13 protein-coding genes and 1 riboswitch are annotated in these 14,815 nt (G+C 32.1%); of the genes, 3 read left to right on the top strand and 10 right to left on the bottom strand.

Annotated features, from left to right (window positions below):
- Positions 1–4: 4 nt before the first annotated feature.
- The 3 genes from FNL83_RS05355 to FNL83_RS05345 all read right to left on the bottom strand — a co-directional run bounded on the left by FNL83_RS05355 (position 5) and on the right by FNL83_RS05345 (position 4,262).
- Complete coding sequence (locus FNL83_RS05355; protein ID WP_001830891.1) at positions 5–316, bottom strand: rhodanese-like domain-containing protein; 312 nt, start codon at positions 314–316, stop codon at positions 5–7.
- Between the two features lie 25 nt (positions 317–341).
- Complete coding sequence (leuS, locus tag FNL83_RS05350; RefSeq protein ID WP_001830785.1) at positions 342–2,759, bottom strand: leucine--tRNA ligase; 2,418 nt, start codon at positions 2,757–2,759, stop codon at positions 342–344.
- Between the two features lie 288 nt (positions 2,760–3,047).
- Positions 3,048–4,262, bottom strand: a complete 1,215-nt coding sequence (locus FNL83_RS05345; RefSeq protein ID WP_001830884.1) for an MDR family MFS transporter — start codon at positions 4,260–4,262, stop codon at positions 3,048–3,050.
- A 106-nt stretch (positions 4,263–4,368) separates the two neighbouring features.
- Between FNL83_RS05345 and mnmL the strand changes: the two genes are divergently transcribed.
- Together mnmL and mnmM are read left to right on the top strand one after the other, a co-directional pair.
- Positions 4,369–5,322 (top strand): tRNA modification radical SAM protein MnmL/YtqA, encoded by a 954-nt coding sequence (gene mnmL / locus FNL83_RS05340; protein WP_001830802.1) that lies wholly within the window; start codon positions 4,369–4,371, stop codon positions 5,320–5,322.
- Entirely contained in the window at positions 5,319–5,882 is a 564-nt protein-coding gene (gene mnmM / locus FNL83_RS05335; RefSeq protein ID WP_001830894.1) for a tRNA 5-(aminomethyl)-2-thiouridylate-methyltransferase MnmM, read from the top strand. Before mnmL ends, mnmM begins: the two co-directional genes overlap by 4 nt.
- 236 nt (positions 5,883–6,118) lie before the next feature.
- Here the strand turns inward: mnmM and FNL83_RS05330 are convergent, their stop codons facing one another.
- The gene (locus FNL83_RS05330; protein WP_001830809.1) at positions 6,119–6,520 is read right to left on the bottom strand and encodes a SarA family transcriptional regulator; all 402 of its coding nucleotides are present in this window, start codon (positions 6,518–6,520) and stop codon (positions 6,119–6,121) included.
- Between the two features lie 489 nt (positions 6,521–7,009).
- The gene (locus FNL83_RS05325) at positions 7,010–7,837 is read right to left on the bottom strand and encodes an alpha/beta fold hydrolase (RefSeq protein WP_001830886.1); all 828 of its coding nucleotides are present in this window, start codon (positions 7,835–7,837) and stop codon (positions 7,010–7,012) included.
- Positions 7,838–8,079: 242 nt separating this feature from the next.
- Between FNL83_RS05325 and FNL83_RS05320 the strand changes: the two genes are divergently transcribed.
- Positions 8,080–9,081, top strand: a complete 1,002-nt coding sequence (locus FNL83_RS05320; protein ID WP_001832688.1) for a proline dehydrogenase family protein — start codon at positions 8,080–8,082, stop codon at positions 9,079–9,081.
- 256 nt (positions 9,082–9,337) lie between these two features.
- Here FNL83_RS05320 and ribH read toward each other — a convergent pair whose 3' ends face one another.
- The 5 genes from ribH to FNL83_RS05295 all read right to left on the bottom strand — a co-directional run bounded on the left by ribH (position 9,338) and on the right by FNL83_RS05295 (position 14,609).
- Entirely contained in the window at positions 9,338–9,799 is a 462-nt protein-coding gene (gene ribH, locus FNL83_RS05315) for a 6,7-dimethyl-8-ribityllumazine synthase (protein WP_002456446.1), read from the bottom strand.
- A gap of 12 nt (positions 9,800–9,811) precedes the next feature.
- A complete protein-coding gene (gene ribB, locus FNL83_RS05310) occupies positions 9,812–10,993 on the bottom strand; it encodes a 3,4-dihydroxy-2-butanone-4-phosphate synthase (protein ID WP_002456445.1) in 1,182 nt (393 codons plus the stop codon).
- Positions 10,994–11,005: 12 nt separating this feature from the next.
- Positions 11,006–11,638 (bottom strand): riboflavin synthase, encoded by a 633-nt coding sequence (locus tag FNL83_RS05305; RefSeq protein ID WP_002467848.1) that lies wholly within the window; start codon positions 11,636–11,638, stop codon positions 11,006–11,008.
- Between the two features lie 6 nt (positions 11,639–11,644).
- Positions 11,645–12,688, bottom strand: coding sequence for a bifunctional diaminohydroxyphosphoribosylaminopyrimidine deaminase/5-amino-6-(5-phosphoribosylamino)uracil reductase RibD (gene ribD, locus FNL83_RS05300; RefSeq protein ID WP_002495598.1), 1,044 nt, complete (start codon positions 12,686–12,688; stop codon positions 11,645–11,647).
- Positions 12,689–12,837: 149 nt separating this feature from the next.
- Positions 12,838–12,976, bottom strand: a riboswitch (FMN riboswitch).
- A 148-nt stretch (positions 12,977–13,124) separates the two neighbouring features.
- Positions 13,125–14,609 carry an FAD/NAD(P)-binding protein gene (locus FNL83_RS05295; RefSeq protein WP_002484471.1) on the bottom strand — a complete coding sequence of 495 codons (1,485 nt, stop codon included), beginning with the start codon at positions 14,607–14,609 and terminating at the stop codon, positions 13,125–13,127.
- Between the last annotated feature and the right edge of the window lie 206 nt (positions 14,610–14,815).

Here is a 14,815-nt window from a genome sequence, read left to right as displayed (position 1 = left end):
TTCTTTAAATATTATCAATTACAGTACCTTCATCGCCCCATGCATTCATTCCACCTTCGACATTTACAGCATGAACACCTTGTTCTTCTAAATATGAAACTACTTTAGCACTGCGTGACCCCGCTGCACACACAATATAATACGTGTCATTTTTATTGAATTCTTTTAAATTATCAGGAATTTCATCCATAGGAATTGTTTTTGCTCCAGGAATAACACCCATTTCAGTTTCTTCGTTTGTGCGAACATCTACAATGTTAACTGGATTTGAATCTAATATTTTTTTCTTTAATTCATCTACTGTTATTGACTCCATTTAATAGCACTCCTTTAGAAAAATATTATTTAGCAACTATATTAACTAGCTTTTGAGGTACAGCAATAACTTTTTTAACTTCTTTTCCTTCAATACTCATTTTAACATTATCATTAGACAAGGCTAAGTCTTGCATTTCTTCTTTAGATAAATCTTTTGGAATATTGATTTTTGCTCTAACTTTACCATTGACTTGAACTACGATTTCAACTTCATCATCTACTAATAAACTTTCATCAAATGTTGGCCATGGTTGATAAGTAATGGTATTTTCATGCCCTAATCGATCCCATAATTCTTCACCAATGTGTGGTGCAATAGGCGATAACATTTTTACAAACCCTTCGATATAAGGTTTGTAAACTTCATTGGTTTTATAACACTCATTAATAAACACCATTAATTGACTGATTGCAGTATTAAAACTAAGTGTATCAAAATCTTCTGTTACTTTTTTCACAGTTTGATTGTAAACCTTATCAAGTGAATGATTGTTAGAATCTACAATTTTTTTATTGATTGAATTTTCATCAGTAATGATAAGTCTCCAAACACGATCTAAGAATCTTCTAGAACCATCTAAACCTTTTTCACTCCATGCGATCGCAGCATCTAAAGGTCCCATAAACATTTCATATAGTCGTAATGTATCAGCACCATGTGATGCAACAATATCATCTGGATTAATCACATTACCTTTAGACTTACTCATTTTTTCATTGCCTTCGCCTAAAATCATTCCCTGATTGTATAGTTTTTGGAATGGTTCTTTTGTTGGTACAACACCTAAGTCATATAACACTTTATGCCAGAATCTTGCATATAATAAGTGAAGTACTGCATGTTCCACGCCTCCAATATATAAATCAACAGGTAGCCAATGCTTTAATTTTTCAGGATCTGCTATCATTTTTTCGTTATGTGGATCAATGTAACGTAAATAGTACCAGCAACTGCCAGCCCATTGAGGCATTGTATTGGTTTCTCGGCGCCCCTTCATACCTGTCTTTTCATCGATAACGTTTACGAACGCATCTATATTTGCAAGTGGAGATTCACCGGTACCTGATGGCTTAATTTCATCTGTTTCAGGAAGTAGTAAAGGCAATTCATCTTCAGGAACTGTAGTCATTGATCCATCTTCCCAATGTATAATAGGAATTGGTTCTCCCCAATAACGTTGCCTACTAAATAACCAATCACGTAATTTATAATTGACTTTTTTCTCACCAGCACCTTTAGATTCAAGCAATTCTATCGCTTTACTTATTGCCGCTTCATTTTCTAGACCGTCTAATTCTCCAGAATTAATGTGTTTTCCTTCACCTGTGTATGCATATTTTTGAACTTCGCCACCCTCTATAACTTCGATAATTGGTAAATTAAACTTCGTAGCAAATTCATGATCTCGCTCATCATGTCCAGGCACAGCCATTACTGCACCAGTACCGTAAGTTGATAAAACATAATCTGCTATCCAAATAGGTAATTTATCGCCAGAGAGCGGATTAATTGCAAATGTTCCAGTAAACACACCTGTTTTTTCTTTAGCTAAGTCCGTACGTTCTAAATCAGATTTTTTTGATGCTTCATTTTGATACAATTTGACTTCTTGTTCTTTATCACTTGTCGTAATTTCATTCACAAGTGGGTGTTCTGGGCTTAAAACTAAGAAAGAAGTACCATAGATTGTATCTGGTCGTGTCGTAAACACTTCAATATTTTGGTCAGATTGCTCAATTTTAAATGTTACTTTGGCACCTTCTGAACGTCCAATCCAGTTTCGTTGCATGTCTTTAATTGATTCAGGCCAATCTAACTCATCTAAATCTTCTAGTAATCTATCAGCATATTCTGTAATTTTGAGTACCCATTGTTTCATAGGCTTACGATAAACAGGATGACCGCCACGTTCTGATACCCCATCGACAACCTCTTCATTCGACAAAACAGTACCTAATGCAGGACACCAATTGACAGCAACTTCATCAACATAAGCTAACCCTTTATTATACAACTGAATAAATATCCACTGCGTCCATTTATAATATTCAGGATCTGTAGTATTCACTTCTCTATCCCAATCATAACTAAATCCTAATTCTTGAATTTGTCTTTTGAAAGTTTGAATATTTTTCTGTGTAAATTCACGAGGATCATTACCAGTATCTAAAGCATATTGTTCTGCCGGCAAACCAAAAGCATCCCACCCCATAGGATGTAATACATTGTAACCTTGCATTCTTTTATATCGTGAGATGATATCCGTTGCCGTATATCCTTCTGGATGACCTACGTGTAAACCAGCACCAGATGGATAAGGAAACATGTCTAATGCATAAAATTTCTTTTGTCCTAAATTATCATTCGTTTTAAAGGTCTTATTTTCTTCCCAGTAATTCTGCCACTTTTTTTCAATTTCCTTATGATTATAATTCAACACATTTCCTCCTAATTCATAAAAAGACATCTCTACTATTAATGATTTGAAAGGGACGACCTGTGCCGCGTTACCACCCTTATTCGCTAACAGTTAGCGCACTTCATTTTAATAGTAAGAGATGTCTAGTTAAATGTCGTTTATGTTAATAAGTCATTTAGTCCTTAACACTAGCTCTCACCAACACTAGCTCTCTGTAGAAAAGCCTCTAAATGCTTAATACTATACGTGTTTAATATTATTGTATATGGTCAATGAATGCAAGTAGTTAATTAAATATCATTACTTTAATTAAATACCATTCTGATTTCGTCGTCTTCTTGATTGATGTTGATTTTTAAAATTCTTGGGTAACACTTTATCATAGAAACTTAAAAATAACAGTGCAAAACTTAATAATATAATCATCCCAATAAACATCATACTCATATTAAATGTATCTACAAGTATACCCCCAATAAATGGTCCAAATGCTTTACCCACTGTAGATGCTGAATTAACAAATCCTTGGTATTGCCCTTGCTTTCCAACTGGTGCAAGTTGATTTGCTATAGTTGGTACTGCAGGCCAAACAAACATTTCTCCAAAAGTTAAAATGACCATGCCAACTACAAATATAGCAAAGTGATTTGCAAAACTCGTCACTAGGAAAGAACTCATAAAAATTAAAATACCTACAAACATTTGATGTTTTAAATTACCTTTTAATAAGATAATAATTGGTCTTATTAAAGGTTGAGCTACTAAAATCATAATTCCATTGATTGTCCATAATACACTATATTGAGACATTGAAATATTAATTGATTGTGTGAATGAAGCTATCGTTGTTTCCCATTGAATATATGCAATCCAACAAATTGCAAACATTGCACATACTAGCATCATAGCAGTAAATCGTTTTTTATTTTCTTTGCTTTTTAAATCTATCGAATCTTGTGGTTTAAATTTAGCATTAATCTCTAAATTGAACTGTGTAATCGCCACGATGGCAAAAAGTACATACATAATGAGGTTTGCCATAAAAATATAATTGAAACTAAATTCAGCCACAAAACCTCCTAATGCCGCGCCTAAAGCAACCCCTATATTTTGTGCTAAGTAGATAGCATTAAAAGTTTGTCTTCCTCCATTAGGCCAAACGGCACCTGCCATCGCATAAATAGCAGGAACTATCATTCCGCCACCAAATCCAAGTAGTACTAACCAAATTGCATACCATGGCCAGCCATGAAACAAGTTGAGTAATGTGGTACTACATAAACACGTAAATGTACCTATTAAAATCGTTTTGTAACCACCAAGTTTATCAAACAAAGAACCACCTAACAAATTACCTACAACCATTCCAAATGAATTAATCATCAAAACGATACCTGCAATTGTTAAACTCTTATGAAGTTCTTCCTTCATGAAAATTGTATTTAAAGGCCACAAAAAACTGGCGCCGGTTATATTAAGTGCCATACCTATAACTAGCCACCATACTGATTTAGGTATATTCATATCATGAGTCCCTCTCTTTATATTTTTCTCAATCTACAATAGACACTATAACACTAAAATATGTTAAAATCTGTACTTAGAACCTAAATAGAAAGGAAAATGTATTATGGGTAACTATTTCCCGTATGCCTTTGAAGATAAACGCTATCACACATGGAACTATCATTTAAAAAACAAGTTTGGTCAGAAAATATTTAAGGTCGCATTAGACGGAGGTTTTGATTGCCCAAATAGAGATGGTACTGTAGCTCATGGAGGTTGCACATTTTGTTCTGCAGCAGGAAGCGGTGACTTTGCAGGTAATAGAGCTGAACCAATTGAAGTTCAATTCAAAAAAATAAAAGAACGTATGCATGAAAAATGGAGTGAAGGTCAATATATTGCATACTTTCAGGCGTTTACAAATACGCATGCACCTGTTGAAGTACTAAAAGAAAAATATGAACCTGTCTTAAAAGAAGATGGCGTCGTTGGTTTATCAATCGCGACAAGACCTGATTGTTTGCCTGATGATGTTGTAGAATATTTAGCTGAACTTAATCAGCGCACTTACTTATGGGTAGAGTTGGGCCTACAAACTGTGCATCAGTCAACTTCCGATTTAATAAATCGTGCTCATGATATGCAAACATACTATGACGGCGTAACAAAATTACGCAAACATAATATAAATGTTTGTACGCACATAATCAACGGCTTACCAGGTGAAAATTATGACATGATGATGGAGACTGCTAAAGAAGTCGCTCAGATGGACGTTCAAGGTATTAAAATTCATTTATTACACTTGCTAAAAGGAACGCCTATGGTTAAACAATATGAAAAAGGTATGCTCGAGTTTATGAGTCAACAAGATTATACCAATCTTGTTTGTGATCAACTTGAAGTATTACCCCCAGAAATGATTGTGCACAGAATCACTGGAGATGGACCTATAGATCTAATGGTTGGACCAATGTGGAGTGTTAATAAATGGGAAGTATTAAATGAAATTGATAATGAGCTTGCTAGACGAAACTCCTATCAAGGTAAAATGAACAAGCAGAGTATACAATCATGAAACTAGAACGTATTTTACCCTTCTCTAAATCGTTAATTGATTCTCATATTAATCATAATAGTATTGTAATTGATGCAACATGTGGTAATGGGAATGATACTGCTTATTTTGCTCAACATGTTCCAAATGGATTTGTCTATGGATTCGATATACAAGAACAAGCAATTTTGAATACGCACAAAAAAACAAAAGATTATTCGAATGTAAAATTAATCCAATCTGGTCATGAAAATGCTAAATTGCACATTCCCGCCCAACATCACGGTTGCATAGATGCTGCTATTTTTAATTTAGGTTATTTACCGAAAGGTAACAAAGAAATTGTCACTAAACCTGAAACAACAATTATGGCTATTAATGAAATCTTTGATATCTTAAGTATTGAAGGAATTATTATATTAGTTATATATCACGGTCATGAAGAAGGTAAAGTAGAAAAAGAAGCACTACTTGAATTTTTACAAAACTTTGATCAAAATAAAGCTCATATATTACAATATCAATTCATAAATCAAAAGAATAACGCTCCTTTTATCTGTGCTATTGAAAAACGTAATTAAAAAATTTATACACGTGCACGTAAAAAGAACCTGAGACAAGCAAACATTTTGTCCCAGGTTCTTTTTTAATTATAAATTTCATCACGAAGTATACCTTACTTTTAAGTGCTATTAATTTTACTGATCCTCATAATTTTGAAAACACTCTTTAATATAGTTCAACAACTAATTCTCATAATTATACCCATGATTCAAATAAAATAATTTGTTCAGTTAAAGATTTAAAGCACGTTAAATTAAACTGCTAAAATAGATTGTAAACTAGATTGCATTGGTTCAGACTTGATTTTAATTGAGTCATCAATAAACTTTAACAAATCTTCTTTTTTAGAATTTTGCTTGTCATTAAAATGAATAATAACTGTACGTTCATCATCTTGAGGTCTTTCTTTGTAAATCCACTCAAGATTAACTAAATTATTATAAGTACGTGTACGTTTATACGGTTTAATATGAACATATTTATCCATTTCCTTTAAAGTCATTGAGCCTTTTTCCAAAAGTGTAAGTAAAATCAAAATTTCCTCTTTAGACATTCCATATTCTTCTTTGATTGTATTAAAAATTGAATCAATCTCTTTGAATAATGTCTCTAATTGTAAAATACCATAAACCCTGTTCTTTTCACTATTAGCCAAAATTAACATCTCCCAAATAAAAAATTGTGAATTCTATAAACTAACTTAACCATTTCCCCCAAATTTAATTTTACAAATAGTCAAGTTATTAAACTTTAGAATTATACCCTTTTATTTCAATAATTGAGCTACTTAAAATCAACTTTATCCGTAAAAAGATTTAAAAATGAGATTTAAAAAAATCTTACATCTAGTGCAACTCAAATTCTAACCCAAAAACTTAGCGTTAATACATATTAAAATTAAATTAATTATATAAGCAAAATATATCAATTCTACATTTAAAACGCAATAATTTTGACAAAACTTTCTATACAAATTGTTAAATATATTTTTTATTAAACCAAACTAAATATATTCTTAAAAATTATAAGAGCCCGTACAAGTTTAAGATGTACGGACTCATTACTATAGTCCCAGTATAAAACCGAGTTTCTTATTCACATTATAGAATTGTATACGAATTGATATCATTTTTCTTTCGCTCACTTAAATGTCTTCAATTTCCTCTTCATTTACTATAAAACCCATAGTATTTACACTATTATTCAAAAATGATAGAACATATCTCATCACCAAATCGCGTTCAGGTTCATTATGTATTTCATGATATAATCCATCCCAAACTTTAAAGTACATCTCTTTCGACTTTAATTTATCTTTCATTTCATTAATAGATTGAGTTTCTAAAATTTTATCATTGGTACCATACATTATCAATGCTGAAATAGGTTTAATATCTCTGATATGATCCATTGTTTCTTTCATCTTTTCATTTATAAGGTTATACCAACTATATGTTACCTTTTTAAGCATTAGTCCATCATTTGCTGTTTCTTCAATAATTTCATCATTACGTGTTAAATCTTGAGGAGTTATACCAACTTTAAATCTAGTATCTTTAGAAATTTTACCAACATTAGAAATCAATTTATTTTTGCGCCCTTTATAGTCTCTCTTTAGTTCTAACATAGGTGAAAATAACAAGATACCCTCAATAGGTAATTCTGTTTTCTCAAGCAGATTTAAAATGATGAGACCACCTAGTCCCACACCTAAAACAAATGTTGGAATTTTATATTCATTAGCTATTTTTATCCACTCTAATATATTTTCATGATACGTATTAAAATCATCTATTTGTCCCTTTTGAGCTCGTGAAGTTTGCCCTTGTCCCGGTAAATCGCCCATGATAACGTGATAACCATTTCGTCTTAACATCGTGATAACATATGCATATCTACCTGTATGTTCTAAAATATTATGAGCAATGACAACAACGCCTTTTGCGTCATTTTCTGTTTCCCACTTCCACATTTTCTAATTGCCCCTTTTTATATGTTCTTTATTAATATAATTATAGCAAACCAAACATATTGAATGCTATTTTAAGTGAAATTTGATAGATATTTAAATATTTTCTTTAACTCTTCAAATACATCTAAAAGTAAAAATACTCTTTAAGTGTTCAAACTCTTTATGTAAACGCTTTCTTAAACTTAATTTTCATGATACACTATTTAAAAATATCATACTCTAGTATAACGGAGGTATTGCATATGTCATTATTTAAAGATTTTTTCATTGCGTTATCTAATCATACATATCTTAATAAAATAGCTAAAAAGATGGGACCTCAAATGGGAGCAAATCGTGTAGTCGCAGGAAATACGATTCATCAATTAATTGAGACTATACAATATTTAAATGATTATAATATTTCAGTTACTGTCGACTCATTGGGTGAATTTGTTAATACTAGAGAAGAAAGCATTAAAGCTAAAGAAGAGATTTTAGAAATTATCGATGCAATATATAACAATAATGTAAAGGCACATATGTCAGTCAAGATAAGTCAACTTGGAAGTGAGTTTGATTTAAATCTTGCTTATGAAAACATGAGAGAAATTTTACTTAAAGCTGATAAGAATGGGAAGATGCATATTAATATTGATACAGAGAAGTACGATAGTCTTTCTAAAATTCAACATATTATTGAGAGATTGAAAGGTGAATTTAAAAATGTGGGTACAGTCGTTCAAGCCTATCTGTATGAAGCCGATGATATAATTGATAAATATCCTGAATTACGTTTGAGACTTGTGAAAGGTGCTTATAAGGAAGATGCGTCAATCGCTTTTCAATCAAAAGAAGAAATTGACGCAAATTATATTAGAATTATTAAAAAACGACTACTAAATTCAAAGAACTTTACATCGGTGGCTACCCATGACAATGAAATAATCAACCAAGTCAAACAATTTATGAAAGAAAATCATATCAGCAAAGATAAAATGGAATTTCAAATGTTGTACGGTTTCCGCACGGAATTATCACAAAAAATAGCTAATGAAGGTTATTTTTTTACAGTTTATGTACCATACGGTAATGATTGGTTTGCGTACTTTATGAGAAGACTAGCAGAACGGCCTCAAAACTTGTCATTAGCTATAAAAGAATTTACTAAACCCAAAATCTTAAAAAAGGCAACCTTGGGTATAGGTATATTTGCAACTTTATTGACGTCTCTTATTCTTGGCATTAAAAGACATAAAAAATAAAGAGGCTGGGACATAATTCCCTAGCATAATAGCCAGTAAATGAGTTTTCACGACATGTAAATGATATTGTAGAAACAATTCCCGATACTGAATTCGATGAATTCAGACATCATCGTGGCTTAATATAAGAAAAGTAACAGCTCAACGAGCTGAAAATAATCAAAAAAATTATAAAAAAGACAATTTCTATATTATTTCAATAGAAATTGTCTTTTTTTACTTATCTTGAACCTTTTTGTCCCAGCTTCTTTATTTTTTAATTGATTTGCTTAATTAGATTAGCCATTTCGATTGCACTAACTGCTGCTTCTGAACCTTTATTTCCAGCTTTAGTACCAGCTCTTTCAACTGCTTGTTCAATACTTTCAGTTGTTAGAACTCCAAAAATCACCGGAGTATCTGAAATGTCGTTTGCTTTAGAAACACCTTTAGCTACTTCATTACATACATAGTCATAATGTGAAGTTGCGCCTCTAATCACACATCCTAATGTAATCACAGCATCATATTCACCTTTTTGAGCTAATTTTTTTGCAACGAGTGGAATTTCGAATGCGCCAGGCACATAAGCTACATCAATATTTGTATCTTCTACTTCATGACGAATAAGTGTATCTTTAGCCCCTTCAAGTAGACGTGTAGTAATAAAATCATTAAATCTACTAACAACAATCGCAATTTTTAAATCCTTACCAACTAATTTACCTTCAAAATTCATTTTCGAGCCCTCCTATATTAAATGTCCCATTTTATTTTTTTTAGTTTCCATATAACTATGGTTATATTGTGTTTCTGGAACGATAAGTTCAATTCTATCTACGATCTCAATGCCGTAATCTTCTAAACCTTCAAATTTTTTAGGATTATTGCTGAGCAAGTTAATTTCACTTATATCAAAATACTTTAATATTTCAGCTGCAACATGATAATCTCTCAAATCCTCATCAAAACCAAGAGCAAGATTTGCAGTAACTGTATCATAACCTTTTTCTATCAACTCATATGCGCGCAACTTATTAATTAACCCTATTCCTCTACCTTCTTGAGGTAAATAAATAATCATTCCACCATGTTCGTCAATATATTTCATTGACGCTTCAAGTTGTGCCCCGCAATCACATCTTTGACTATGAAAAATATCCCCAGTCAGACAAGCAGAATGCATACGTACATTAGGATTGCTTTTTAAATCTCCTTTAACAATAGCTACGATTTCTTCATCGCTATAATCCGTTGTAAATCCATACATATCAAAATGACCAAAATCAGTTGGCATCTTGACCTTTGCCTTAAGATTAACATTAAGTTCAACAGCCTTACGAAAAGCAACCAAACTTTTTATAGTAATCATTTTTAAATGGTGGCGTTCTTTAAATGACTGGAGATCTTCACCCTTAGCCATTGTCCCATCATCATTCATAATTTCGCAGATTACTCCAGCTGGTTGTGCTCCTGTTAACCGTGCCAAATCTACGGCAGCTTCAGTATGACCATTACGTGTTAACACACCATTCTCTTTTGCTATAAGTGGAAATAAGTGCCCCGGACGATGAAAATCTTCAGGATTAGTATTTTCATCTATGAGTGCTCTAGCCGTTTGTGTACGTTCATGTGCACTGATTCCTGTAGTAGTTTTATAATGATCAATGCTTACAGTAAAATGTGTGCCATAAATATCAGTGTTATTTTGCTCCATAGATTGTAGTTTTAATCTTTCAGCTATAGATTTATCAATTGGTGCACAAATCAGACCACGACCCTCTTTAGCCATAAAATTAATGGTATTATCATCCATCCATTCCGTAACAGCTACAAGATCTCCTTCATTTTCTCTATCTTCATCGTCAACTACAATAATGCTCTCTCCATTTCTTAAAGCCTCTATAGCCAACTCAATTGTATCGAATTGCATGTGATATTCCTCCTAAAAACCAAATGCTCTAAGCTTTTCTTCTGTTAACTGCGATTGATTTTGATTCATGATGTTTTCAACATATTTAAATAGTACGTCAGACTCCAAGTGCACTTTGTCGCCCACTTTTTTAGATGAAAGAATAGTAGATCGACGTGTTTCTGGTATAAGATGTATATCAAAAGTATAATCATGTAAATCAAATACAGTAAGACTAACTCCGTCTACAGTTATAGAACCTTGCTTTACCATTTGATTCAAAATATTTTTAGTTGTTTTAATAGAAATAATTTTTGAGTTAGCAGTTTCATTGATTTTAGAAATTGTTCCAAGCTCATCAACATGACCTAACACGAAATGTCCACCAAATCTCCCACTTCCACTCATGGCTCTTTCGAGATTAACTTCTGTATTACGTTGAACACTTCCAAGATATGTTTTGTTTTCAGTCCCTTTGATGACTTGAACTGAAAAACTTGAGTCAGTGAAATCTATCACAGTTAAACATGCACCGTTAACACTTATTGAATCACCAATATGCATATCAACTAAAATGTTTTGTGCTTTAATTTCAAGCGTTCTTACTGATTGCTCAGAGCGAACTTGTTGTACAGTACCTATTTCTTCAATGATACCTGTAAACATAGACATTCACTTCTTTCGTAATTTCAATTTTAAATTTTGATTAATTAACTTGGAATCAACAATTTCAAATTGAGTTGCTTCAGGCAAATCAATGACCTCGTCAGTCTTATAAAATTGATGTTTGCCAGAACCACCAATTAATTTCGGGGCTATATATAAAATGAGTTCATTTAGATGTTTGGATTGGAGAAATTGAGATGTAATATTTGGGCCTGCCTCGACTAGCAGTTTCCCAATACCTCTTTGATATAAGTCTTGTAATATTGTCGTTGTATCACAATTACTAATACTTATTATTTTAATAAAACTTTTATTTGTTTTTAATTTTTCATTTTCAGTGTAAATCCATATCTCCGATGCAGTATCTTTAAATATTTGTTGATTAAAATCGAGTTGACCTTTCTTAGAAAGAATAACTCGAATCGGATGCTTTCCATCAGGAACCCTGGTTGTATACAATGGATTGTCTGCTTCAATGGTTCTACGCCCAGTAATAACTGCATCATGCTCATGTCTTAATTGATAAACATCTTCTTTAACTTCTTTGTTTGTTATCCACTTACTTTCATTAAAGTCTGTTGCTTGTTTACCATCTAGACTAGATGAGACCTTTACAGTTACTTCTGGAACTTCGTTTCTTTTAGCAGTAAAAAAGTCACGGTATAATGCAGCTGCATTTTCATTATATTGAAATTCAACCTCTATACCAGCTTCTCTCAGAATCTCGTCACCCTTACTTACTAAAGTAGTATCTTTAACAGCATAGATGACCTTAGATATGCCCGCTTCAATGATTTTATGCACACAAGGTGGTGTTGAACCATGGTGTGTGCAAGGTTCTAATGAAACGTATATGGTAGCACCTTGGGTATTTAAACCTGCCATTTCAATAGCTTGTACTTCGGCATGTTTATCTCCCTTTTTTAAATGTGCACCTAAACCTACAATCCTACCGTTTTTAACAACAACGGATCCTACTGGTGGATTAACACCTGTTTGTCCATTTACCATTTTTGCTAGTTGAATAGCATCATCCATAAATCTACTCAATTGATCACCTCAAAAAAAACCTTATACCTATATTGTAGGCATAAGGAGATATCTATATCTTTAAATAAGCCTATTAGCATACTAAAAATTGCACATAAGTATACAATACGCTTATCATAACTACACGAATTTGTGTAAGTCGATAATTCAAATTCTTTCTCCCATCCAGACTCTAACTGTCGGCTCTAGATTCACACTAGATCAGCCACTAACATCAAAAACAATATTAGTGGGTCGCAGGCTCAATTTACTGCCGGTTGGGAATTTCACCCTGCCCCGAAAGAAATATATGAAATTGTTATGATTAATTGAGTCCAGTAGTTCTTCACTACATTGTAAATCTTACTATATTTAAATTTAAAATACAATTTTATAGCTTACTTTATTAAAAGATTTTATGAGAATATATTAAACTCACAAACACGCTTAATGCATATTACTTATTTCTATTTTCCTGTGTTATATATAATTGAGATACTGTATCAACAACTTGATTAACAATCATCTTTACGCCATTTCTAAGTTTATTGACACCGTTGGTCATTTGTCCAATTGCAATCACATTTTTTAAGGTTCCATATCTGGGGCTTATGACTTGATTTGTTTCTGGGATAATTTGAATGCCACCCATAGGATGACGTTGAACAATTTGTCTATTTTCTAAGTTTAAAATTAATTGATCATCCTCATCTAATTGAGAAAGATGTGTTTTAGAGCCCGTTGCATTAATAACGATGTCAAACAACTCATAATTTTGCGTAGTGTCGTTATACTTCAACATAAATTGATTATTTTTATGGACTATGTCTTCTAGCCCTTTTTTAATGACAAGTTCATTATTCTGTATTAACTTGATAAGTAAACGAGCTGTTCTAGGAGGCATTGGATTAGAATTTAACTGAATAATTTTAGTGTATTTACGATTAAAAGTTTCTTGATCTTTAACGCTCAAACTATTCCAAATCCAGTTTAAATTTTCTTTTAAATGTTCAATGATACTTTGGAATATCCCCATTTCTTCTTCATGATTTAAATCATACTCCAAGTCTTTGACATGGTTTCCAGTTCTACGATAAATAAGTTTTTTAAAATCTATTCCATAATCTTCACATTCTTTTAAAAATAATGAAACTACTTTTTCTAATGGTACATTACCAAAGTGATTTTTCATAATTCCATTAAATCGTGATTTAGTTAAATGCGTAAACTGAATTTTAGTCATTTTCCCTCTAACACTTGGCAATGCTGCAGAACGACTTGTCATAGTAATGGGTAAAGATGGATGATGTGCAGCTACATATCTCACAGCATCTAAACTAGCCAACCCTGTTCCAATAATCACGATTCGATCTGAATCTTTAACATTATCAAGTGTATGATATGTAGGATACGGCGTTTGTATATAGCCTTTAGTTCCCTTCAAATCATAAGGGTCATGGTAACTAAAAGTTCCAAAAGTTAAAAATAAATAATCGTATTCACGCCATTCTTTTTCATCATCACATGTACATACATGATATTTTAAATCTGTGTCATCAACATCGGATTGTGTAAAAATTTCTTGTACTTTATCATTGATAATAGTTAAATTATCAAATTGGTCATTATAATAAGATAAATAAGACTTCATATAATGACCAAATACAAATCTAGGCAAATATTGAGGATTACTAAAATTAAATTCCGTCTGATTTTGATACCACTTCCAAAACTCTTGATCATCATCAAGATTTAAGCTCATGGATTTTGATGGCATGTTAATAAGTAGTTCGCTACTATCATTTTGAAATGGAACACCTTGGCCCATATTTCTATCATCGTCATATACATCTACTTTTAATTGAGAAAAGTTTTCATGTTTAACGAGTTGGCGTAACACACTTACACCAGCTGTTCCCATACCTATTATTGCTACACGCATGTAAATCATCCTTATGTATTTATTATTAGTAGTTACGTTTTACTGTACACTTTTTCACTTTATCTATATTACCTATTTGATTGACTTTTAATCTTAAAATAGTATGCTAAAATTTATTTGAGGTGAAGCTTATGAAATTTATAGTTAAAGTTTTAATTGCTTTTGCAGTTCTGTTTACAATACTATCGCGAAAAAACAAAGCTGAA

Origin of the sequence: Staphylococcus epidermidis (assembly GCF_006742205.1) — a bacterium.
Taxonomy (GTDB): domain Bacteria; phylum Bacillota; class Bacilli; order Staphylococcales; family Staphylococcaceae; genus Staphylococcus; species Staphylococcus epidermidis.
This window is presented reverse-complemented; position numbering and strand designations above follow the sequence as displayed.